Here is a 22,872-nt window from a genome sequence, read left to right on the forward strand (position 1 = left end):
TGAAACTCCTGTAAATACAAGGCCATACATATTCCGATATGTATGGCCTTGTTGCATAATGGAGACTGTTTGAACCATGATGCTTTGTCTTTCAATGCAAGAAAAAAGAGGTGCGAATGACACGGCGTGACGACCAGAAACCACCGTTTACCGACGAACAACCGACCCAGCAGTGGGCTTCCATGGACGATTTCGCGGAAGCGGGGCCTGACCATGTCGACAGCGGGACCGAGTCGTTGCACATTGCGATGAAGCAGAAGAAGCGTCATATCTGGCCGCTGGTGGTCACCGTCATCGTCGCGTGCGTCGCCGCCATTGGCGCGGGATTCTTCTGGTATTTCCAGTCGCATGCGCTTCCCGGCGTTACGCTTTGGGGACATTCGGTCACGGGCAAATCGCAGGCGCAAATCCAGGACGAAATCGAGGAAGGCGTGGCCCAAGCCACCATTCCCGTGTCCTATGACGGCGAACATGCCGAAGTGTCGCTCAAGGACCTGGGCTTGACCGTCAACGCCAAGCAGATTGCGCAGGACGCCGTGAACGCGAAGCGTTCCAATACCGTGTGGGAACGCTATTCGCCATGGGAACCGGAAAACGTGGATCCGACCATCGATATTTCGGGCGTGGATCCCACCGTGCTCAATGAGAAGCTCAACATCCAGACCGTGCAGCCCGTGAACGCGAGCCTGCAGGCAAGCGAGGACGGCAAGGGCTTTACCGTGACGAACGCCGTGCAGGGCACTGGCGCCAATCCCGTGGACGTGGCCCATGAGGCCGTGTCTGTGGTGGAATCCTTGGGTACGCGCAAGCCGCAGACCGTAAACGTGAAACTGTCCCAGATCGAGCCGGCCATTAGCGACGCCGTGATCACCACCGCGCAGTCCACGCTACAAAAGCTTGTCGACAAGCCGCTGACCGTCAAGGTCGGTGGCCACAGCATCGGCTCGTTCAATGCGCAAAATCTTATGGACGCCGCCAAGGTCGATCCGGCGGCCACGGCTAAGGACGACCAGGTCAAGGTCGGCAACGTGGTGTTCAGTGCGGACAAGTTCCAGCAGGCGTACGAGAAGTCCATCAAGGACACGCTTTCCGATACCAAGAAGGACCAGAGCGAAATCGTCAACAATGATGGCGACGTGCTGGAAATTACCGACAAGGGCCATGACGGTGTGAAGATCGCCGACGGCGCGGACACCCATGTGGGCGCCGACGCATTGAAGGCCATCCAGAGCGGTTCGGACACGATCAACGTGGACGGCACCGTTGATCCGATGAACGTGACGAAGACCAAGCGCCACGTGGTCGTCGACCTTTCCGACCACAAGGTGTACGCGTACGAAAACGGCAAGCTCGTCAACCAGTTCTGGATGTCCGCGGGACAAGGCAACGACTACCAGACGGGCGTATGCCAGCCGAGCGGCGACCTGTGCACGGAGCCGGGCGACTACAAGATCTGGCTCAAGTACGATTCGCAGAACATGTCCGGCAACCTGACGCTTTCCGACGGCAGCAACGAGTCGTGGGATGTCAAGGACGTCGGCTTCGTCAACTACTTCTCGAAGTCCGGTTGCGCGATCCACCGCATCGCCAGCAAGACGCCGTTCAACAACGACGACATCCGCGCGCTCGGCGAGAACACCTCGCACGGTTGCGTGGGCATCGGCTGGGACGTGGCCCAATGGTTCTACAACTGGGCTCTTATGGGCACTACGGTGCACGTACAAGTGTGATTCTTGCAATGCGAAGGGGAAGGCCGCTCGAGTTATTCGGGCGGCTTTTTTATGATGCCCACTATGGGCATAATTATTGTCCACCTGCGTACCAATGAACTACTGTGAGAGTGGGCTTATGCTCTATTTCAGCGTGAGTTGGATCGTATGGAGGGGCCATATATGCGTAATGAACTTGAGTTCGAAGACGAGCTGATTCATTATTTAGAGTCGATTGGTGGAACAAGGCAGTGGGAATATAGGCCTGACATTAAAACGTTCGACGCATTGTGGCAGAACTTTAGAGAGATTCTCAACCGTCATAATATGGATAAACTTGCAGGTATTCCGCTTACGAATAGCGAATTTGCTCAAGTGAAACATGTGATTAGCAATTTGCATACGCCATATGAAGCAGGTAAGTGGCTGTATGGATTGAATGGCGTAACTCAAGTTGAGATTGATCGTGATAAGCCCAATCCTGGGTCGTCTTCTACTCATGTATATTTAACGGTTTTTGATCAGGATCAGATTGGTGCCGGCAATACCGTGTACCAAATTGTGAATCAAATTAAGAGGGAAGACGTTCGTAAAGGATTCCGTAACGCGCGATTTGACACAACATTATTAATTAATGGTCTTCCGATTATTCATATTGAAGAGAAATATGACGGTCACGATGCATTTGAGGCATTGAATCAGATGCATGGGTACATTACCAGCGGTGCGTTCAGTGACATTTATTCAACCGTGCAGATTCTTGTTGGCATGACGCCTCATATGGCTCGGTATATGGCCAACACTACGGCAGACGACTTCAATACAGCGTTTGCGTTCCGTTGGCAGCGCGAGCATGACAGTAAGCCGGTTCAGGATTGGAAAGAGTTCTGTAATCTTATGCTGTCTATTCCTATGGCTCACCAAATGGCCACGAACTATATGATTTTGGACAGTAATCCGCACCATCCAAAGCTCATGGTGATGCGCCCGTATCAAGTGTATGCCACACGTCGCGTAATTGACAGGCTTCGCACACATACCTTTGGTAACGGTGGCGATCCAAGGGTTGGCTACATTTGGCATACCACGGGTTCGGGCAAAACCATTAGTAGCTTTAAGACTGCATGGTTGGCTTCACGACTGCCAAATGTGGACAAAGTAGTGTTCGTGGTAGACCGCGTGGCACTTACGAATCAGACGTTTGAAAGCTACCAAGCCTATGATCCGGAGGGAAGTCTTGGCGCCAATGCAAGCATTATTGCGGATACACGCAATACCAATGAGCTTGCAAGGCGGCTTCAGAGTAAAGAACGCAGCAATTCCATTATTGTGACGTCTATTCAGAAGCTAGACAAGCTCGCGAAGCGCGCGCACTTCAAGGCTCTAGACGCCAATATTGTGTTCATTGCAGATGAAGCACACCGTTCCATGAATGGCGATGCCATGAGGCGTATTCGCAATGCGTTCCCGCGTGGAGCATGGGTTGGATATACGGGTACGCCAGCCTTTGATGGCAATAAAACGCAGGAAGTCTTTGGAGACCTGTTGCACGCCTACACCATTCGTGAAGCCATTGCAGACCGTAATGTGCTGGGCTTTAAGGTGGACTTCCAGAACACGCTGCCTGAAAGCGAAATTAAAACAGAGCTGCTGCCAGTGCTCTTGAAGAAGAAGCATTCGACATGGAACGAGCAAGATATTACGAACAAGATTGCGCGCATGGCTCCAGATGAAGTGGATGCGTACATAGATTCTGGCATATATGACGACAATAAGAAACATGTACAAGCCGTAGTAGACGACATTTTCAAGTATTGGCGCAACCGTTCAAAGCAGGGCAAATATAAGGCCATGCTCACCACGCATGTTGGTGGCGGCAAAGCTTCGTCTCATATGGCGCTCATGTATTTTGATGAGTTTGCGCGGCGCAATAAAGAGCGCCAGGCAGAGGGAAAGCTACCGATTCATGTAGCTGTTACATTCTCTTATTCCACGGATAACAGTGATGACATGGTGGAAAAGAATACTGGTCTGCTGCGCGCTATTGAAGCATATAACGCAACGTTTGGAACATCATTTGACCTGACTACAACAGACGAGTACTTCGACAACGTGGCGTCTCGTTTACGTGGCGAACTCGACGATTCTGAAACGAGTTTGGATCTCGTTATTGTGATTGACCAGCTCCTTACGGGGTTCGATGCTAAAATGGTCAACACGTTGTATGTAGACCGCACTATGTCTGGCGCAAGCCTCATTCAGGCATATTCGCGTACGAACCGCATTGATAATTTCATTGATAAGCCGTACGGCCGTATTGTGAATTACCGTTGGCCGGAAACGTCTAAGCAGCTTATGAATGCTGCATTAAGCATGTATGCCAATAGAGACTCTGCTGGGCAGGGGACGCTTCTCCCAGATTACCCAGAAGACGCTCCTGTAGTCGACGGTAAAACGTACACGGATCTTGTTGAGGAAGCTAGGACCAAGCTCAAAGACATTCGCGCCATGACCAATGATTTTGAGGAAATGCCGAAGAGTGAGTCTGCTCAGGAAACGTTCATGCGTACCTATGCACAATATAACGGCATTATTTCTCAGATTCGGCAAGATGACGAGTTCGATTATGATAAGCCGGAAGCGTTGCTGAAAGAAATTGGTCTTACGCAAGAGAATGAGAATAAACTCATTGCGCGCGCTATAGATACGAAACGTGCCATAACGGAGCGGACCGATGGAGAAGGCGCTGTCAATAATATGTCGCTGGATCTTGATTTTTCCGTGGAACATATTGCTGAAATCAACGTAAATTATGACTACATTAACGATTTGCTTGCGGAATTGATGAACCGGAAGCACGAGGGAGACGACGCCAATATTGAGTCTGCATACCAGCGTGCCAGCCGGGCCATTGATCAGATGACGGACCGCCAGCAAGCGGAACAGTACCAAGCGGTTGCGGATACGGTCTTTAATGGAACATTCGAGTCGCAAGATCTTACGTATCCAATTCAGGGTACGGATATTCCAAAGATTGTGCGTGAGCAGACGGGAAAGAGTCGGCGCCGCGCCATTGTTGAGTTTAAGGAGAAGTGGGGTCTTGTGGATGTGGTGACGGCAAATAAGTTGCTGGAAGCCATATTACGCAGGCATGTGGCTCACCAAGATGATCTCAACTTGGGTGGTGAGCTGTCTGAACTCAGTAAAGAGGCGTTCCAATTTTATACGGAAGATGCACAGGAAGAGCGGATTCGCAAGCTCTCGAAGATCAAATACAAAGTTGAACTGAAACGAGCCATGAGTGAGTTCGCGGACTATGTGGTGACTCATTTTCAGTAATTTTTAGTGACTTTTTTATATTGATTTTTTATTAATAAAAATATAAATTTTTAAAAATATCAAGGACAACAGATGGTAGATTCAGCACAGCAACTTACGTCTCAATTGTGGAGCATGGCGAATGATCTTCGTGGAAAAATGAATGCTTCCGAATTCCAGAATTATATTCTTGGATTTATTTTTTACCGCTACCTTTCCGAAAATCAGGAACGGTATATGGAACGAATGGATCTGTTGGATCGGCAAGGCGATGAGTCATTGAACGATGCCTATGTGCGTGAGGCTTCGGATCCAAATGTGATTAATGATTGGCGTGAAGGCCTGAGTGATGCATTGGGCTACGCTATTGACCCACAGTATACGTGGGAATCTATGATGAATCGCATTCGTGCGCAACAGATTCGCCCAGATGATTTCCAGGAAATGTTGGAGCGTTTCAACGCAAATACGCGCCTGAACACGAATGCTCGTGAGGATTTTTCGGAAGTATTTAGCGACATTAATTTGGCAGACTCGAGCTTGGGTGGCTCTACGAATGAGCGTGCGAAGAGCCTGGCCACGTTAATGGACAAGATTAATAGCGTTGAGTTTATTGACGCGAATGGTCATGATGTGCTGGGTGACGTGTATGAGTATCTGATTGCTCAGTTCGCGAGCAACTCCGGTAAGAAGGCAGGGGAGTTTTATACGCCGCATGAGGTCTCTCAGGTGCTGGCAAAGCTCGTTACGTTGGGCCGTGATAAGGAAGATTTCCGCAACGGATTCAAGGTGTATGACCCGACTATGGGCTCAGGTTCGCTGCTGCTTACCGTGGCATCTGAGCTTCCTGAATATAAGAAGCGCGTGCATTTCTATGGCCAGGAGCTGAACCGTACTACGTATAACTTGGCGCGCATGAACCTCATGATGCACAACGTGGATTACTCTCACATGAATCTGCGCAATGCAGATACGTTGGAGAATGATTGGCCAGATGGGGTAGATGCCAATGGTGTGGATCACCCGCTGTTCTTTGACGCTGTGGTGGCAAACCCGCCATATTCGCAGCATTGGGATAATGCCGCTTCGAAAATGAAGGATCCACGTTTCAAGGATTACGGCAAGCTCGCGCCAAAGTCTAAGGCAGATTTTGCTTTTGTGGAGCATTCGCTGTATCACTTGAATGACACGGGCCGCATGGCCATTGTGTTGCCACACGGTGTGCTGTTCCGTGGTGCTGCAGAAGGCACCATTCGTAAGGCCATTATTGAGAAGAACTATTTGGATGCGGTGATTGGTTTGCCGGCCAACCTGTTCTACTCCACATCTATTCCTACCGTGGTGCTCGTGTTCAGTAAGAACAAGGACAATACAAACGTTCTGTTTATTGACGCCTCGAATGATTTTGAGAAAGACAAGAACCAGAACAAGCTGCGCCCTGAAGACATTCAAAAGATTATTGACACATATGTAGCGCGCAAAGATGTAGACAAGTATGCTCACGTGGCCACGCTCGATGAAATTAAAGAGAATGACTACAACCTCAACATTCCTCGCTATGTAGACACATTCGAGGAAGAAGAACCAATTGACATTGACGAAGTGAATAGGCAGCTCGCAGAAGTAGATAAAGAGATTGCCCAGCTGCAGGCAGAGTTTGATGCCATGGTGGCGGATTTGGTGCCTACGGATCCTGCTGATTAAGGGAAGAGTGAATGATCATGGCACACGTAGGACAAGGCAAGACAGCTACACACCGTAACCGGTTAGAGCGAGAACTCCTCACCGAAATTATTCGAATTCTGCGCATTCTCGGCGGGAGCGGCACTCGCCGAGAGATTAAAGAAGAAATGAAACTCTCATCTTCACTTGTTCCAGCAGAAAAAATAAGTGAAGTGAAAGTCTCACAGGGAACTGGAGCCACCTACCATCCGTTTGATTTTCCGTTTAATCATGCGGCTAAAGCACTTATCAATGCCGGATATATGGATGAGCGCCCAGGACACATTCTCCAGCTCACCACCAAGGGAATGAACTGTGACTTGGACACGCTGAATGCAGATACAGACGTGTACAGCATCTCTGACCCCATAACGAGAAAACGTGCACAACGTAAACCTCACCTCAGCGTAAGCGAACCAGATCACAATTATGAGAACGTTATTATGCAGCCGCAGACGAGCGAACCTCACATACACACAGAAGACGATGATGAGGAGCCGGCTGCTACGAATGAGGATCCGGAAACGGTGTGGCGCTCGCAGTTGCACGATGCTCTTATGAAGCTGACTCCGCAAAAGTTTGAGGAATTTTGCAGGGCGCTAGTTCATAAAATGGGCGTGACTATAGATTCCAAGATTGGTATTCCTGCATCTAATGACGGTGGTCTAGATGGGCTTGGATACATTCGCAGTAACGATGATTTCCGTACTACGCGTGTGGCGATTCAGGCAAAGCGCTGGTCTGGGAATGTGTCTTCACCGGAGATTGATAAGTTCCGTGGCGCTATGGATAAGTTCAATGCAGAGTATGGGATTTTCATTACTACTGCAGACTTCACGTCAAATGCGCAAGTAGCTGCGCGCCAAGGAACACGAATTATTACGTTGATTAATGGTGACGAAATAGCGAATCTTGTAGCCAAATATGAGCTTTTTGTAACGCCAGTAATTACGTATGAGTTGGGCGACTTTTTCAAGTAAAGAAAAGATTTTTGCAGGGGAGCGTAAGAATACTGTAAATCCCTGCGTAAGTGTGGAGCAAAACATGGTAGAGCAAACAGAACATAAGGAATTAGTTCCAAGGTTGCGGTTTAGGGGGTTCACTGAACCGTGGCGGCAACGTAAGTTGGGTGATGTCTGCGAATATTTTAAGTCTGGTTCTTTTATCTCAGCTTCTAAAATTATAAGAGAGAGCTTATATCCGGTCTTTGGAGGGAACGGTTTACGAGGATATACAGATGATTTCAATCATGAGGGATTCTATGCTTTAATCGGACGACAAGGTGCTCAATGTGGGAATATTACTTTTTCTACCGGTAAGGCATACTTTACTGAACACGCCATAGCTGTTAAATCATTCAGTGACAAAGAGACTCTATTTTTAGGGTATTTGCTATTGCGCCTAAAGCTGGGAAGATTATCTGATCAGTCTGCACAACCTGGATTAGCAGTTAATAAATTACGTGAGCTTACGATCAATCTTCCAATAAAAAGTGAGCAGGAATCTATTGGTCTTTTCTTAGAAAGACTCGATGATCTAATCGCTGCCTATGAGCAAGAGTATGAACTTTTACAGTCCAAGAAAAACTACTACCTTCAGAAGGTTCTTTCTAATTATTTGTCTTTCGAGTCGGATCCGGATCGTTGGCAAGAGCGTAAGTTTAATGAAATTTTTCAAGCAGTGTCTGTTAAAGGATTCCCAGATCTTCCTGTACTCTCTGCAAGTCAGGATTTAGGAATGGTCTATAGAGATCAGCTAGATACCGATATTAAATTTAATAAGCATTCCTTAGCTGGATATAAGAGAGTATCCGCAGGAGATTTCGTGATTAGTTTACGTTCCTTCCAAGGAGGATTCGAATATTCAACTATAACGGGAATCTGTAGTCCTGCTTACACCGTATTCCGCTTCATTAAGCCTAATGAGCACGATCCTCTTTTTTGGAAAGTTGTATTTAAATCACCGCATTTCATTGAACTTCTAAAAACAGTGACATTTGGTATTCGTGATGGGAAAGCTATTAGTTTTTCAGACGTAGGAACACTTCGTCTCCAGGTCCCATCATTTGATGAACAAAAGCAAATTGGAGTATTCTTTGAAACTTTAAACAATCTACTTTGCGCTGTTCAGAACAAAATTGAATTATTACAGAAAAAGAAAAAAATACTATCTTCAGAATATGTTTATTTAAATAACCATATCTGGAGATGATGTCTATTCTTACAAAGAACAATCAATAGGCATGTATCCGCATATCTCGAGATAGCAAATAGTGATGTTTCATATTAGGGTCCGATGTTGTATTCGTGGCATCGGACCTTAATACATATCTCCGTCTTATGCAGATCTAATGCATTTTCTATATGAATAGATTTTGGAGGAAATACTGTTTCTTCTGTTTTAACAAGGTGAGCTTTTGCTCGTACGCATCAATTAGATCATCGGTATTTTTTAGAAAACGTCCAATCTTCGATTGCTCCTCTAATGAGGGTACAGCAACATGTTCTTTCAAAAAATCAGAGGCAACGAGATTTGTCATCATGGTTGACGATTTCGTACTACGAATAAGAACCTTACGCATAGCAGACTCGCAATTAATAAAATATTTCCAATATAAAAGATCATGTTCTTTAGATATTGGTTTGAATACATCAAAAACATGAGAGACAATGCCATTGCCAATGGTATTCTCAACAAATCTACCATGTGAATAATATTTATTGGCATTCCCTTCAAAGGCAATATCTCCAATTTCAAACACGTTATAGGTTCGTAAATAGGAATCAGATGCAGAATTATCTGGTTCCTTAAAATACATGTTAGCGACAGAGATAATTTTATCTCCTCTATACGTTAAATCATTCTTCTGATTCTTACGACGATACAAGTCAGCAAACTTATGCTGCTCCCACGGCCCAGTGAATCCCTTAAAACGCAGTTTCTGACTGAAAATTGCCTGTAGGAAGTATTGCTTTTTCTGCTTCAGCAGCGTGAGCTTTTGCTCATAGGCGGTGATCAATTTACTTAATGTTTCAAGAAGATCAGTTATTTGGTCCTGCTCATTCTTATTAGGAACGTTAAAAGTCATATTCAAGAAAGTATTGGCATGCACCCTTTTTGCTTTTCGTGATCCATCGGCCAGACTTCCTTGGTAAAGATAAGTATCTTTTCTTAGACAAGACTGCAGCAAGAAAAATGCATTAATGGAACTGTCAATATTAAAGGCAGGAGAATCTGCCGTAGATTCGAAACCATCTAATTCTGGAGGGACAATACCAAAAGCAGCATGAAGAAAATCTAACTTCCCATACATGAGCTGCCCAACATGCCGTATAAAATATTTTGTTGCAGAACTACCGGCTTGGATCTCAGACTTCTCTACTACTCCCTTTCCCCAAAGTTTTACCGTTAGTTTATGAGCAGTGTTCCCATATCCGCCTGGAATAGAACTTTCTGTAAGGAAATCTGAGTACTTACGCTGCCGCCAATCAAAATTCCCTCAACCGCACCGATAGTCGTCATTTATTTTTTATAAAGAGTCACCCTAAATCTGGCATCAATTTCCATAAATATAAACAGACAAAAGAGACGGAATCTCTATAATATTTCCAATCTTTTTATGAGCCGTCCTATACGCTGACCATTCCCACTCGAACTGTCTCCGCTCGGTTACTCTGTGCTCACTTTTGCAATCCCGCAAAAGTACTCAATAAAGGAGTAACAATGCACAAAAATCAAACACTCGCCGGGTACTTTAAAGAATGGATGGAGACCTATAAATTAGGTGCCGTTCGAGACGTTACGTACCATAAATATGAACTTACGCACCGTCAGATTCGTGAGTTAGTTCCCGGCCTACGCATGAGCGGTCTCACTCGCACCACGTACCAGCATTTATTAAATGAGTACGCGAGGAATCATGAACGGCAAACGGTCCTCGACTTTCATCACCATGTGAAAGCCGCCATTACGGATGCGGTAGATGAGGGACTACTCAAGTCGGATCCCACAAGAAAAGTGGTGATTAAAGGAACGGTGAGCCGGTCTCATAAACCAAAGTTCCTGAGCCAGGCTGAATTGAAAGACCTCCTTGCGGAACTGGAATTAGATAACAAAATTTCGTGGGATTACCTAATTTTATTAATTGCCAAAACCGGCCTTCGATTTGCGGAGGCGCTCGCCCTCACTCCAGCGGATTTTGATTTTGAAAATCAGACGCTGTCCGTCAATAAAACATGGAATTACAAAAGTGAGAGGGGAGGGTTCGCGCCAACAAAAAATAGATCGTCGGTACGAAAAATTCGTATGGATTGGCAAATTATTATGGTGTTCAGTCAGTTATTAAAAGGGCTCCCACGGAACCAACCGTTCTTTGTACAGAATAAGAAAGTGTATAACGCAACGGTCAATGACAGACTGGAGCGACTCTGCGAACGCGCTTGCATTCCCACTATTTCACTGCACGGACTGCGGCACACGCACGCTTCGCTGTTACTGTACGCAGGCGTTTCTATTGCCTCCGTTGCGAAACGGCTGGGACACTCCAATATGACCACCACACAGAGCACATATCTGCATATTATTCAGGAACTTGAGAATAAAGATACAGATAAATTAATGCAATTCTTGAGTTCTCTCTAACCGCAGCAGCTGGTATGCCGAACCGGTATGCTAGCTGCTAACTATGCGGCTCGTGTTCATTTCTCATGTTCTCCGAAAGTCAACTTTTCAATTTTCAGTAGAGTGGATTTGAGAACGTAACCACTCAATAAAAGGGGACATCATGGAAACATTTGACGCTCTTCTCACGCGCCAGTCGTGCCGCAACTTTACCAATGAGCCGGTCAGTGAACAGGATCTTGCGAAGATAATTGCCGCCGCCAACAATGCGCCGGTTGGTATGGCCATGTTTGACTGCCTGCGCCTCACCGTAATTCAGGACCCCAATATTTTACTGGGACTTGAGGAGACGGTGCTGAATATTAATCCTAACTTTACGCGCGAACATCCGCTCTTTAATGCGCCGCTCGCCATTGTGGTGAGTACGAAAGACGTGGAGGGTCCATATGCGTTGATGCACAAGCTTTCCGGCGCCTGCGTCATGGAGAACATGATGGTCGAGGCCGCGGATCTGGGACTCGGATCGTGCTATTTGATGGGCGCGGCGAGCGTGATCGCGCAAAGCCCGGAATTCATGGAACAAATCGGATTGCCTGAAGGCTTCACGCCCATGTCGATTGCTATTGTCGGCCACAGCGCCCAGCCGCTCGCCAAGCGCCAGCCCGTTAACGACAAGATCGTGTGCGATTTTTGCTGACGGCCTTCGGTTGAGAATGCCATCCGATCCGCATGGCTTACCTTGCCTGCAACAAACCCGAAAAATTCTCGAATTTCTATAAAATTTGTGTATTCGGCCACATTTTATAGAGAAACCTCTGGCGAGTGAAATAATTTGTCTCGTATTATGGTGCTGTTCTGGTATGTTGAAGTGCAAGCCATACGGATTGGAGGCAGCCTACTGTGGCGCAGCTTACAGAGTCAAATGCCTCGGCGGACGTGGAAATGAGCCAGTATGTGGCTGACCGTTCCCGCGTAAACGAGGACAAAATTCGGCAAGACGACGAAATTATTGAGCAATTCGGAGACTACAACTACGGGTGGCATGATTCAGATGCCGCCGGTGAGGCCGCAAAGCGTGGTATTGATGAGCAAACGGTGCGTGAGATTTCCGCAGACAAAGGTGAGCCGGAATGGATGCTCAGCATGCGTTTGCGCGGCTACCGTGCGTTTATTGACAAGCCTATGCCGAATTGGGGCGTGGATTTGTCTGGTTTCCATGCGGAAGATTTTAAATATTACGTGAAGCCGGTTGGTAAGCAGGCTGCTACGTGGGACGATCTTCCAGACGACATCCGCACCACGTACGACCGTCTGGGCATTCCGGAAGCGGAAAAGAGCCGCCTGGTGTCCGGTGTGGCCGCGCAGTACGAGTCGGAAGTCATTTACAATTCGATTCAGAAAGACCTTGCCGACCAGGGCGTGATTTTCGTGGACACGGACACGGCTGTCCGTGAATATCCGGATTTGGTCAAGAAATATTTCGGTACGATCGTGCCTCCGGAAGACAACAAGTTCGGCGCGCTCAACACGGCCGCATGGTCGGGCGGCTCGTTCGTGTACGTGCCGAAGGGCGTGCACGTGGACATCCCGTTGCAGGCCTACTTCCGTATCAATACGCCGAACATGGGCCAGTTCGAACGCACGCTGATCATTGCGGACGAAGGCTCGTACGTGCATTACGTCGAGGGCTGCACGGCCCCGATCTATTCGACCGATTCGCTGCACGCGGCCATCGTGGAAATCATTGTGGAAAAGAACGCCCGCGTGCGTTACACCACCGTGCAGAACTGGTCGAACAACGTGTACAACCTCGTGACGCAGCGCGCCTACGTGCGCGAAGGCGGCACGATGGAATGGGTGGACGGCAACATCGGCTCGAAGGCCACGATGAAGTATCCGGCCTGCATTCTGGCCGAACCGTACGCCAAAGCGTCCACCATGTCACTGGGCTTCGCAGGCAAAGGCCAATACCAGGACACGGGCGCCAAGATGATCCATCTGGCCCCGCACACGTCTTCCACCATTGTGGCCAAGTCCATTTCGCGCGGCGGCGGACGCTCCGCATACCGCGGCCTCGTCAAGGTTGTGGACGGCGCGGAAGGCTCGAGCTCCTCGGTGGTGTGCGACGCGCTGCTCGTGGACGATTTCTCCCGTTCCGACACGTACCCGCATGTGGACGTGCGCGAAGACGACGTGTCCATGGCGCACGAGGCCACCGTTTCCAAGGTTTCCGAAGACCAGCTGTTCTACCTGATGAGCAGGGGCCTGGAAGAGAAGGAAGCCATGGCCATGATCGTGCGAGGATTCGTGGAGCCGATCAGCCGCGAGCTTCCGATGGAATACGCGTTGGAACTGAACCGCTTGGTAGAGCTGCAAATGGAAGGATCGGTGGGCTGATCGATGGCCGACGTAAAAGAAATTGCTATTCCGGTGGCGGATCCCAATGATCCGTACGCCATTCCGGCCGCCATGCCCTCCAGTGCGGACAGCGCGCCGCGTTCCTTCGAAGTGGAAATGTTCCCCATTCCCACGCGCAAGCAGGAAGACTGGCGCTTTACGCCCGTAGACCGCATGAGCGAATTCTTCAACGTGTTCGCGCCGGCCGCCACCACCACGCTGGACGCGCGCTATGTGGACGGTTCCGCACTCGACGGCGCCGTGACGCTCGAACAGGCCGCCATGGGGGAGCAGGAAAGCGGCAGCGTTTCCAAGCCCAACGACCGCGTATCGGCGGTGGAGTGGAACAGCTCGACAAGCTCGTGGATCCTGCACATCCGTCAGGATCTGGACCAGCCCGTGCTCGTGCGCATTGAAGGCAACGGACTGGAACTCGACGCGCTGCATCTCGTAATTGTGGCGGACGACAACGTGCACGCCGACGTGATCGTGGAGCACGCGGGCGACGCCAAGCTCGCCGAAGGTGTGGAAATCGTGACGGGCGCCTATTCCCATGTGTCCACCACCTTCATTCAGGAATGGTCCGACCAGTCCAAGCACGTGGGCAACCACCGCATCCGCGTGGGCCGCGAAGCGACGTTGCGCCATGCCGTGGTGACGCTGGGCGGAGACGTGGTCCGCATCCGCATGGACCAGGATTTCGCCGGTTCGCACGGCGACCTGAACATGCTGGGCATCTACTTCGTGGATCCGGGCCAGCATATCGAGCATCGCACCATGGTCGTGCACAACGAGCCGGAATGCCGTTCCCGCGTGGTCTACAAGGGCGCGTTGAGCGGCAAGGGCGCCCACAGCACCTGGGTCGGCAACGCGTTGATCCAGCCGACGGCTCCGGGCACCGATTCCTACGAGCTCAACCGCAACCTCGTACTGACTCCGGGCGCCGTGGCCGATTCGGAACCGAACCTCGAAATTGAAAACGGCAATATCGTGGGCGCAGGCCACGCCAGCTCCACGGGACGCTTCGACGACGAGGAACTGTTCTACCTGCAGTCCCGCGGCATCAGCGAACAGGAAGCGCGCAAACTGGTGGTGCGCGGCTTCTTCAGCGAGCTCATCGAACAAATCGGCATCGACCAGATCGCCGCCCACCTCATGACCGTCATCGACCGTCGTCTCGCGCAAGGCGAGGACAAGCCTCAAGTGGAGGAAAACTAATGTCTACACTGGAAATCAAAGACCTGTACGCTTCGGTGGAAACGAAAGAGGGCCGCAAGCAGATCCTCAAGGGCGTCAACCTTACGGTGAATTCCGGTGAAGTGCACGCCATCATGGGCCCCAACGGTTCGGGCAAGTCGACGCTGGCCTACACGCTGGCGGGCCATCCGAAGTACGAGGTCGATTCGGGCCAGGCTCTGCTGGACGGCGAGGACATTCTGCAGATGACGCCGGACGAGCGCGCCAAGGCCGGCCTGTTCCTGGCCATGCAGTACCCCGTGGAAGTGCCGGGCGTGTCCATGACGAACTTCCTGCGCACCGCCAAAACGGAAATCGACGGCAAGGCTCCGGCCATCCGCACGTGGACCAAGGAACTTACGGAAGCCATGAAGCGTTTGAAGATGGATCCGAAGTTCGCCACGCGTTCCGTGAACGAAGGCTTCTCGGGCGGCGAGAAGAAGCGCGCCGAAGTGCTGCAGCTGGAACTGCTCAAGCCGAAGTTCGCCGTGCTTGACGAAACCGATTCGGGTCTCGACGTGGACGCGCTGCGCATTGTGTCCGAAGGCGTCAACCGCGCCAAGGAAGCCAACGACTTCGGCGTGCTCATGGTGACGCACTACACGCGCATCCTCAAGTACATCAAGCCCGATATTGTCCACGTGTTCGCCGACGGCCACTTCGTGAAGACGGGTGGCCCGGAACTGGCCGACGTGCTCGAAGAAACCGGTTACGACGCCTACCTGCCGGAAGGCGCCAGCGAGTCCGCACTCGCCTGACACATGACTCCGGGTCCCGTGGTTTGCTGCGGGACCCGGCATCACTTTGGCCCACGCCGGCATATCAGGCATATCGACGGCATGGAGAGCAGCCCCAAGAATTGAAGGAAGATACATGGTTGATTTCGCAACGATTCGCGAACAGTTCCCCATTTTGCGCCAGGAGATCCACGGGCATCCGCTCGTCTACCTCGACTCCGGCGCCACGGCACAAAAGCCGCAGTGCGTGATCGATGCGGAAAGCGACTTTTATGCCACGATCAACGCCGGCGTGCACCGCGGGGCCCATGAACTCGCCGCGCGCAGCACGCTCGCGTTCGAGGACGCCAGGGTCAGCGTTTCCAAGCTTGTGGGCGCCGACAGCGAGGAAGGTTCGGAAGAGCTCGTTGTGACGGCGGGCGCCACGGCCGGCCTCAACCTGCTGGCCACGGCGTTCGGCAACGCTTCGCAGGGCCGCGGCGGCAAGGCCGCCCAGCAGTTCGCGCTGCGTCCGGGCGACGAAATCGTGGTGTCGCGCGCCGAACACCATTCGGTATTGCTGCCGATGCAGGAGCTTGCCTACCGTACGGGCGCCACGCTCAAATGGTTCGATCTGGATGATGAGGGCCGAATCCTGAGCGACACTGCCAACGAGGTCATTACCGACCGCACCAAGATTGTGGCCGTCACGCATATCAGCAACGTAACGGGCGCCATCACGAATATCGCGCCCATTGTGGCGCGCGCCCATGAGGTGGGGGCGTTCTTCATTCTCGACGCGTGCCAGTCCGTGCCCCACATTCCTGTGGATTTCCATGCGCTTGACGTGGACTTCGCCGCCTTCAGCGCGCACAAAATGTATGGTCCCACGGGCGTGGGCTTCCTGTATGGCAAGCGCGCGCTGCTCGAAGCGCTGCCGCCGGCATCCTTCGGCGGATCCATGGTGGAACTGGCGTGGATGGACAAGCCCGCCGACTACATGCTGCCGCCGGCCCGTTTCGAAGCCGGCACGCAGCCCGTGGCGCAAGTGGTCGCGGCCGGCGTGGCCGCCGACTGGATGCGCAACATCGGCATGGACGCGATCGCGGCCCACGAGCGCACGATTACCGACGCGCTGCTCGAACTGGGCAACGTGGACGGCGTGCGCATTCTGGGACCGCGCGACAACACGGACCGTATCGGCACCGTGTCGTTCGAGGTGGAAGGCGTCCATCCCCATGACGTGGGCCAGTACATCGACGCCCAAGGCATCGCCATCCGTGTGGGACACCATTGCGCCCAGCCCGTGCACCGCCATTTCGGCGTATACGCTTCGAACCGCGCTTCCAGCGGCGCCTACAACACCGTGGACGACGCGCAGCGTCTGGTGGAAGCCGTTTCGGGCATCCGCTCCTTCTTCGGTGCGGAATAAATTGGTAGTCTCTTGATTGAACACCATGAACACTGATTGACGGAAAAGAACAGAGGCTATGGCAGATTTTGGGTTTGGTACGGGCGACTTGGAACAGATGTACCAGGAGGTGATTCTGGAAGCGTCCCGCGATCCACACGGCCGGCAGCATTTCGCCGCCGACCTGACCAACGAGGACGCCCATGTAGGCGAATCCGTGGTGGCGGCGCAACATGAATCGTGTTCCGCGGCCCGATCCCACCAGTTCAATCCCACTTGCGGGGACGAGGCCACAATCCATGTGGAAATCAGCGAATTGGAACCCCATGTGATCGAGCGTGTGGTGTGGGACGGTCAGGGCTGTTCCATTTCCCAGGCGAGCCTGTCCATGATGGTCGATTTGGTGGAAGGCAAAACTGTGGACGAGGCCATGGCGTTGTTCCAGGATTTCCATACGCTGATGGAATCGCGCGGCAAGGGCCTGGACGACGAGGCCGCCGAGGAGCGCTTGGAGGACGCCATCGTGCTGCAGGGCGTGTCCAAGTATCCCATGCGCATCAAATGCGCGTTGCTCGGCTGGGAAGGCATGAAAGACGCCACGGCCCGCGCGTTGGCGCAACAGTGAAGCAGACAGGCGGAAAGGAAAAGAAATGACGGATAATCTCGTACCGCAGCCGGAATCCACGGTATTGCGCGCGGTGCAAGGCGTAGTGGGAGGCGAAGAGGAGGCCCGCGCGGTCATGGCCAACCCGTCGTTGGCCCAGCAGGGCACCGCGGGGGCCACTGCGGAAAACCCGAACGTGACGGAATCCACGGACAACGGCATCGCGATGAAGTCGTACAACGCTATCGGCCAGGCCACGGCCGAGGATGTCAAGGAGGCGCTGCACCAGGTCATCGATCCGGAACTCGGCATCGACGTGATCGATCTGGGTCTCGTATACGGCATCGAAATCGACGAGCTCGGCCGCGCCATCCTCACGATGACGCTGACGACGCCCGCCTGCCCGCTCACCGATCTGATCGAGGACGAGTGCGCCACGACGTTGGCGGGACTGGTCGACGAATTCCGCATCGACTGGACGTGGACGCCGCGCTGGACCGTCGACAAGATCACTCCGGAAGGCGCCGAACAGCTGGCCGCTCTCGGATTCAATCTCGACTCGCTGCCGCGCTACTGACGAATACCAGCAATAAAAAGGCCCGCTCCATAAGGAAGCGGGCCTTTTGGTATGTCAATTGGATGGATCAGCCGTCGACAATCGTGCCCTTCGGCACCACGGTGATGCCGTCAGGCGTGACGGTGAAGCCGCGCGCCAAATCGAGTTCCGTATCGAAACCGACGGTCGCGTTTTCGGTAAGCACCACGTTCTTGTCGAGAATCGCGCGGCGCACGCGGGCGTGGCGGTTCACCTCGACATTGTCGAACAGGACGGAATCGACGGTCTGGGACCACGAATGGATACACACGCGCGGAGCGACAATCGAATGCTGGATCTCGCCGCCCGAGACGATGACGCCCGGGGAGATGATCGAGTCGACGGCGTAACCCATGCGCTCCTGTCCGGCGAACACGAACTTGGCCGGCGGAAGATTGTTGGACGCCGTGTAAATCGGCCAATCCTCGTTGTACAAGTTGAATACCGGAGCGGGGGAGATCAGGTCCATGTGCGCATCGTAGAACTGCTTGATCGTACCCACATCGCGCCAGTAGGCGCGGTCGATCTTCGTGGAACCCGGAATCTCGTTCTTCGTGAAGTCGTACACGCCGGCCTCGTGGCGGGCCGCGAAGTACGGGGCGATGTCGCCGCCCATGTCGTGCTTCGTGCCGGAAGCCTTGCTGTCAATCGCGAGCGCCTCGAACAGCGCCTTGGTGTTGGCCACATAGTTGCCCATGGACGCGAGAATCGAGTTCGGGTCGTCGGGCAGCCCCACGGCGTGCTTCGGCTTCTCATGGAAGCTCTTGATCATGTTCGGATGTTCCGGATCCACTTCGATCACGCCGAACTGGTCGGATTCGCTGATGGGCTGGCGGATGCCGGCCACCGTGAATTCGGCGCCCGACTCGATGTGCTGCTGCACCATCTGCTCGAAGTCCATGCGGTACACGTGGTCGGCGCCCACAATGACGACGATGTCGGGCTGCACGTCCTCGATGATGTTGATCGTCTGGTAGATGGCGTCGGCGGAACCCAGGTACCAGTGCTTGCCGAGACGCTGCTGCGCGGGGACAGGGGACACGTAGTTGCCCAGCAGCGGCGAGAAACGCCAAGTCTGGGAAATATGGCGGTCCAGGGAATGTGACTTGTACTGCGTCAACACGATGATCTGGCGGTAACCCGAATTCACGAGATTACTCAGCGGGAAATCGATAAGTCGGTAAATGCCGCCGAACGGTACGGCCGGCTTCGCGCGGTCGCGCGTAAGCGGCATCAGTCGCGTGCCTTCGCCTCCGGCCAGCACAATAGATAAGATTTTCGGGTTTTTCGCCATATATGCTCCTTCAGGATTTTGCCGTCTCAGCGTGTGTGACGTTAACCAACCTTCGACTCCGTGGATTGCAACAATCCTCAGCTACCACTGTATAACGATTTACCCAATCGGGCGAAGCCGTGGCGCCGAGTTTTACAAGTTATGAACGAAATTTTTGTTCAGCGTGTTGCGGCGGGGCGGCCGCGCGTGTTTGTCGGGGGAACCCGTTATGAATGGTCACCATGATGATGCAAGCACATAACGCCATGACCGAGGTTTCCTACGCGACCCTCGGCGCATGCTGTCTGTGCGCATCCACCTGTATGTGTTGTCGCTGACAATTCTGTCACCTCGATAATTCATCTTCATCCGCCCGTTCATGGGGCGCACATACAGGCGCTTTTGGCATAATCCCGGCATTGTTAGGTTTGGCTCGACCGTCCGTCCGTCGACGACGGCGCCCGTGCAATCCGGATCCGCCAGTTTCCTTACGCGACTTTCCCGCCGCATACGTGTACCGGTACGTGTAGCGAACACCTATCGATACGAATGCCGGCCGGCCCGATAAATCGCGTCTTTCCGTACTGTACGTCGTGCACGCCGCTCGCGTGCGACTCTCGTACCGTACGTCCGCCGTGTATTCGGTGCCGTTTCGTTGCGTATCGGCCGCCGTTGTGCGTTCCCGTGGGCCTTACGCCAATGGGAAGGAACCTGTTTTCCAATGCTGGACTGGCATTTCATTGCGCATTATGCGCCATTTTTCGTGCTGGGAGCGCGTATGACGGTGATCATTTCGGTCGCCGGCGTGGCGCTCGCCATGATTGTGGGCCTGTTGTGCGCCACGGTGCTCGAGGCGCGCGTTCCGTTCGTGCGCGGCGTTGTGCGCGTCTACATCGAGGTCAGCCGCAATACGCCGCTGCTCGTGCAGTTGTATTTCCTCTATTTCGGATTGCCCAAGTTGGGTTTCGTCTGGTCCGCCGAAACGTGCGCGATTGTCGGCCTCGCGTTCCTGGGCGGCTCGTACATGGCCGAATCGATGCGCGCCGGATTTGACGCCGTGCCCGCGGTACAGAAAGAGAACGCGTATGTGCTCGGCCTGTCGCGCTGGCAGACGTTTGCGCGTGTCATGCTGCCGCAGGCCGCCGGTACGGCGATGCCGGGAGTGGTGGCCAACGTCATTTTTCTGATCAAGGAATCGTCGGTCGTGTCCGCCATCGCACTGGCCGACGTGATGTACATGGCCAAGGACCTGATCGGCATGTACTACAGCACGTACGAATCGCTGTTCATGCTCATCGTCGCGTACCTGGTCATTTTGTTGCCCGTGTCGCTGCTGGGCACGTGGATGGAAAAGAGGTTCGATTATGCACGGCGTTGAGATTCTGCTGCAGCCGGGAGTGTTCCCGCGTTTGCTGCAAGGCTTGTGGGTGACGATATGGATTTCCGCGGTAAGCTGGGGCTTTCGATCCCGGTGGGACTGGTGTGCGGATGGCTGATGACGTTGCGCAATCCCGTGGTGCGCGCGTGATGAACACGTATCTCGTGTTCATTCGCGTCATGCCCCAGCTCGCGTTGCTGTTCATCGCGTTCTACGGGTTCGCCCGCGCATGGAACTGGAACCTTGACGCGACGGGCGCCTGCGTGCTCGTGTTCGTGCTCTGGGGCGGCGCCGAACTGGGCGACCTCGTGCGCGGCGCGCTCGTGTCCATCCCCGCCATCCAATACGAGTCCGCCTACATGCTCGGGCTTACGCCATGGCAGACATTTACGCGCGTGATCCTGCCGCAGGCGTTGCGCCGTTTGCTTCCCGGCTCGGTCAACCTGTCCACGCGCATCGTGAAAACCACATCGCTGGCCGTGCTGCTCGGCGTAGTCGAAGTGATCAAGGTGGGCCAGCAGATCATCGACGCCCACCGTTTCGACTATCCGCAAGGAACCCTGTGGGTGTACGGCGTCATCTTCCTCATGTACTTCATCGTCTGCTGGCCGTTGTCGCTGGCGGCGCGCGCCCTGGAACGGCGTTGGGCCGACTGAACGGGCCAACAACTGCACACCACTTTTTGCAACTTGGTAGGAAAGGAATTTCCATGTTCACCAGATCACGAACCAACACGACGCGCCGCCAGGCGGACCGAATCACGCAGCCCGACACGGCCGAGCGTTTCCCGGGCCTTCGCATGGAAGGCGTCACCAAACGGTACGCCAATGCCGACCACGACGTATTGCACGACATTTCCCTCGACGTGCCGCGCGGAAAAGTGCTTGTCGTAGTGGGGCCGTCCGGATCGGGCAAATCCACCTTGCTGCGCGCCGTAGCGGGCCTCGAACCCATCCAAGGCGGCGAAATCCTGTTGAACGGCGACATCATTGGCCAAGGGCGTCCCGGCACGAAAGCCGCGGGATACGCGCCGCGCCCCGCCGCGTTGCGTACGCGCATCGGCATGGTGTTCCAAAGCTACGACCTGTTTCCCAACCGCAACGTGCTCGACAACGTGACCATGGCGCCCGTGCTCGTGCTCAAACGCGACAAGCGCAACGTGGAACAAGAAGCATTGCGTCTGCTCGAACGTGTGGGCCTGCGCGACCGGGCCGACGCCAAACCGCACGAGCTTTCCGGCGGCCAACGCCAGCGCGTGGCGATTTGCCGCGCCATGATCATGCACCCCGAATTGCTACTGCTCGATGAAATCACGGCGTCGCTAGACCCGGAAATGGTGCGCGAAGTGCTCGACGTGGTACTCGATCTCGCCGACGGCGGTCAAACCATGATGATCGTGACCCACGAAATGGCGTTCGCCCGCGCAGTGGCTGACGAAGTGGTGATGCTCGAAAACGGCGGCATCGTGGAACGGTCCGACAATCCCGAACAATTCTTCACCCATCCCCGCACGCGCCGTGCGCAAGAATTCCTGGAAACATTCGAATTCGCACGCCGTCACCGCGGCTGACCCAACAACTGTGGCCGGCCGGTCGGCCGGCATAACGAAAGGAACAACAATGCATATCCCGACACTCAAACGAATGGCAACCACGCTGACCGCCGCGCTCGCAGGCGCCGCCATGCTCGCGGGACTGTCCGCATGCGGTCCCGACGCGTCCACACCTAGCGCGGAACGGCGCCTTGTCGGAGAATACGGCCACGTTAAGCACGCCCGAATCCTTGATGTCTTGCAGGGAACGAGCCTTGGCCGCGGACGTGGCCTGCGCCCCCGAGGCGCCTTCCGCGCTAGGTGTGGACGCGTCGGGACCGCATGCGGACAGTCCCGCGAGC

17 protein-coding genes and 3 pseudogenes are annotated in these 22,872 nt (G+C 53.4%); 18 read left to right on the forward strand and 2 right to left on the reverse strand.

Annotation, left to right across the window (positions count from 1 at the left end; translation table 11 throughout):
• Positions 1-116 precede the first annotated feature (116 nt).
• From BMAGN_RS01925 to BMAGN_RS08460, 5 genes are all read left to right on the forward strand, one after another.
• Complete coding sequence (locus BMAGN_RS01925) at positions 117-1,730, forward strand: L,D-transpeptidase (protein ID WP_022859743.1); 1,614 nt, start codon at positions 117-119, stop codon at positions 1,728-1,730.
• Positions 1,731-1,892: 162 nt separating this feature from the next.
• Complete coding sequence (locus tag BMAGN_RS01930; RefSeq protein ID WP_022859744.1) at positions 1,893-5,048, forward strand: type I restriction endonuclease subunit R; 3,156 nt, start codon at positions 1,893-1,895, stop codon at positions 5,046-5,048.
• Between the two features lie 72 nt (positions 5,049-5,120).
• Positions 5,121-6,731 (forward strand): type I restriction-modification system subunit M, encoded by a 1,611-nt coding sequence (locus BMAGN_RS01935; RefSeq protein ID WP_022859745.1) that lies wholly within the window; start codon positions 5,121-5,123, stop codon positions 6,729-6,731.
• An 11-nt stretch (positions 6,732-6,742) separates the two neighbouring features.
• Positions 6,743-7,729, forward strand: coding sequence for a restriction endonuclease (locus BMAGN_RS01940; RefSeq protein ID WP_022859746.1), 987 nt, complete (start codon positions 6,743-6,745; stop codon positions 7,727-7,729).
• A complete protein-coding gene (locus BMAGN_RS08460) occupies positions 7,704-8,960 on the forward strand; it encodes a restriction endonuclease subunit S (protein WP_238548736.1) in 1,257 nt (418 codons plus the stop codon). The genes BMAGN_RS01940 and BMAGN_RS08460 overlap by 26 nt, the downstream gene beginning before the upstream one ends.
• A gap of 148 nt (positions 8,961-9,108) precedes the next feature.
• On the opposite strand, the gene BMAGN_RS01945 is transcribed toward BMAGN_RS08460, so the two are convergent.
• Positions 9,109-10,062, reverse strand: coding sequence for a restriction endonuclease subunit S (locus tag BMAGN_RS01945; protein WP_081640860.1), 954 nt, complete (start codon positions 10,060-10,062; stop codon positions 9,109-9,111).
• Positions 10,063-10,472: 410 nt separating this feature from the next.
• Between BMAGN_RS01945 and BMAGN_RS01950 the strand changes: the two genes are divergently transcribed.
• The 9 genes and pseudogenes from BMAGN_RS01950 to BMAGN_RS08715 all read left to right on the forward strand — a co-directional run.
• Positions 10,473-11,390, forward strand: coding sequence for a site-specific integrase (locus BMAGN_RS01950; protein ID WP_022859749.1), 918 nt, complete (start codon positions 10,473-10,475; stop codon positions 11,388-11,390).
• Between the two features lie 142 nt (positions 11,391-11,532).
• The gene (locus tag BMAGN_RS01955; protein ID WP_022859750.1) at positions 11,533-12,066 is read left to right on the forward strand and encodes a nitroreductase family protein; all 534 of its coding nucleotides are present in this window, start codon (positions 11,533-11,535) and stop codon (positions 12,064-12,066) included.
• Positions 12,067-12,311: 245 nt separating this feature from the next.
• A complete protein-coding gene (gene sufB / locus BMAGN_RS01960; protein WP_051126626.1) occupies positions 12,312-13,766 on the forward strand; it encodes a Fe-S cluster assembly protein SufB in 1,455 nt (484 codons plus the stop codon).
• A gap of 3 nt (positions 13,767-13,769) precedes the next feature.
• The gene (gene sufD, locus BMAGN_RS01965) at positions 13,770-14,984 is read left to right on the forward strand and encodes a Fe-S cluster assembly protein SufD (protein ID WP_022859752.1); all 1,215 of its coding nucleotides are present in this window, start codon (positions 13,770-13,772) and stop codon (positions 14,982-14,984) included.
• Complete coding sequence (sufC, locus tag BMAGN_RS01970; protein WP_022859753.1) at positions 14,984-15,760, forward strand: Fe-S cluster assembly ATPase SufC; 777 nt, start codon at positions 14,984-14,986, stop codon at positions 15,758-15,760. Before sufD ends, sufC begins: the two co-directional genes overlap by 1 nt.
• Positions 15,761-15,875: 115 nt before the next feature.
• Positions 15,876-17,150 (forward strand): SufS family cysteine desulfurase, encoded by a 1,275-nt coding sequence (locus BMAGN_RS01975; RefSeq protein ID WP_022859754.1) that lies wholly within the window; start codon positions 15,876-15,878, stop codon positions 17,148-17,150.
• Between the two features lie 58 nt (positions 17,151-17,208).
• Positions 17,209-17,754 carry a Fe-S cluster assembly sulfur transfer protein SufU gene (gene sufU / locus BMAGN_RS01980; RefSeq protein ID WP_022859755.1) on the forward strand — a complete coding sequence of 182 codons (546 nt, stop codon included), beginning with the start codon at positions 17,209-17,211 and terminating at the stop codon, positions 17,752-17,754.
• Between the two features lie 25 nt (positions 17,755-17,779).
• A pseudogene (locus tag BMAGN_RS08710) lies at positions 17,780-17,891 on the forward strand (metal-sulfur cluster assembly factor); the annotation flags it as partial.
• 86 nt (positions 17,892-17,977) lie between these two features.
• A pseudogene (locus tag BMAGN_RS08715) lies at positions 17,978-18,310 on the forward strand (metal-sulfur cluster assembly factor); the annotation flags it as partial.
• Positions 18,311-18,377: 67 nt separating this feature from the next.
• On the opposite strand, the gene glgC reads toward BMAGN_RS08715, so the two are convergent.
• Positions 18,378-19,622, reverse strand: a complete 1,245-nt coding sequence (glgC, locus tag BMAGN_RS01990; protein WP_022859757.1) for a glucose-1-phosphate adenylyltransferase — start codon at positions 19,620-19,622, stop codon at positions 18,378-18,380.
• 700 nt (positions 19,623-20,322) lie between these two features.
• On the opposite strand from glgC, the gene BMAGN_RS01995 reads away from it, so the two are divergent.
• The 4 genes and pseudogenes from BMAGN_RS01995 to BMAGN_RS08260 all read left to right on the forward strand — a co-directional run.
• Positions 20,323-20,979, forward strand: a complete 657-nt coding sequence (locus BMAGN_RS01995) for an amino acid ABC transporter permease (RefSeq protein WP_022859758.1) — start codon at positions 20,323-20,325, stop codon at positions 20,977-20,979.
• Positions 20,966-21,635 (forward strand): annotated as a pseudogene (locus tag BMAGN_RS02000) (amino acid ABC transporter permease). The gene BMAGN_RS01995 and the pseudogene BMAGN_RS02000 overlap by 14 nt, the downstream one beginning before the upstream one ends.
• A 101-nt stretch (positions 21,636-21,736) precedes the next feature.
• On the forward strand, positions 21,737-22,549 hold the full coding sequence (locus BMAGN_RS02005) for an amino acid ABC transporter ATP-binding protein (protein WP_026502000.1): 813 nt from the start codon (positions 21,737-21,739) through the stop codon (positions 22,547-22,549).
• 49 nt (positions 22,550-22,598) lie between these two features.
• Positions 22,599-22,872, forward strand: a 274-nt coding sequence (locus BMAGN_RS08260; protein ID WP_156095709.1) for a hypothetical protein, incomplete at its 3' end; no start/stop codon positions are given.

The sequence above is a fragment of the Bifidobacterium magnum genome (genome assembly GCF_000741255.1).
Lineage (GTDB): Bacteria > Actinomycetota > Actinomycetes > Actinomycetales > Bifidobacteriaceae > Bifidobacterium > Bifidobacterium magnum.

Coding starts and splice junctions, on each gene's coding strand:
- BMAGN_RS01925 (WP_022859743.1), top strand. CDS start 117: ATGACACGGCGTGACGACCAGAAACCACCGTTTACCGACGAACAACCG.
- BMAGN_RS01930 (WP_022859744.1), top strand. CDS start 1,893: ATGCGTAATGAACTTGAGTTCGAAGACGAGCTGATTCATTATTTAGAG.
- BMAGN_RS01935 (WP_022859745.1), top strand. CDS start 5,121: ATGGTAGATTCAGCACAGCAACTTACGTCTCAATTGTGGAGCATGGCG.
- BMAGN_RS01940 (WP_022859746.1), top strand. CDS start 6,743: ATGATCATGGCACACGTAGGACAAGGCAAGACAGCTACACACCGTAAC.
- BMAGN_RS08460 (WP_238548736.1), top strand. CDS start 7,704: ATGAGTTGGGCGACTTTTTCAAGTAAAGAAAAGATTTTTGCAGGGGAG.
- BMAGN_RS01945 (WP_081640860.1), bottom strand. CDS start 10,062: ATGTATGGGAAGTTAGATTTTCTTCATGCTGCTTTTGGTATTGTCCCT.
- BMAGN_RS01950 (WP_022859749.1), top strand. CDS start 10,473: ATGCACAAAAATCAAACACTCGCCGGGTACTTTAAAGAATGGATGGAG.
- BMAGN_RS01955 (WP_022859750.1), top strand. CDS start 11,533: ATGGAAACATTTGACGCTCTTCTCACGCGCCAGTCGTGCCGCAACTTT.
- sufB (WP_051126626.1), top strand. CDS start 12,312: ATGAGCCAGTATGTGGCTGACCGTTCCCGCGTAAACGAGGACAAAATT.
- sufD (WP_022859752.1), top strand. CDS start 13,770: ATGGCCGACGTAAAAGAAATTGCTATTCCGGTGGCGGATCCCAATGAT.
- sufC (WP_022859753.1), top strand. CDS start 14,984: ATGTCTACACTGGAAATCAAAGACCTGTACGCTTCGGTGGAAACGAAA.
- BMAGN_RS01975 (WP_022859754.1), top strand. CDS start 15,876: ATGGTTGATTTCGCAACGATTCGCGAACAGTTCCCCATTTTGCGCCAG.
- sufU (WP_022859755.1), top strand. CDS start 17,209: ATGGCAGATTTTGGGTTTGGTACGGGCGACTTGGAACAGATGTACCAG.
- glgC (WP_022859757.1), bottom strand. CDS start 19,622: ATGGCGAAAAACCCGAAAATCTTATCTATTGTGCTGGCCGGAGGCGAA.
- BMAGN_RS01995 (WP_022859758.1), top strand. CDS start 20,323: ATGCTGGACTGGCATTTCATTGCGCATTATGCGCCATTTTTCGTGCTG.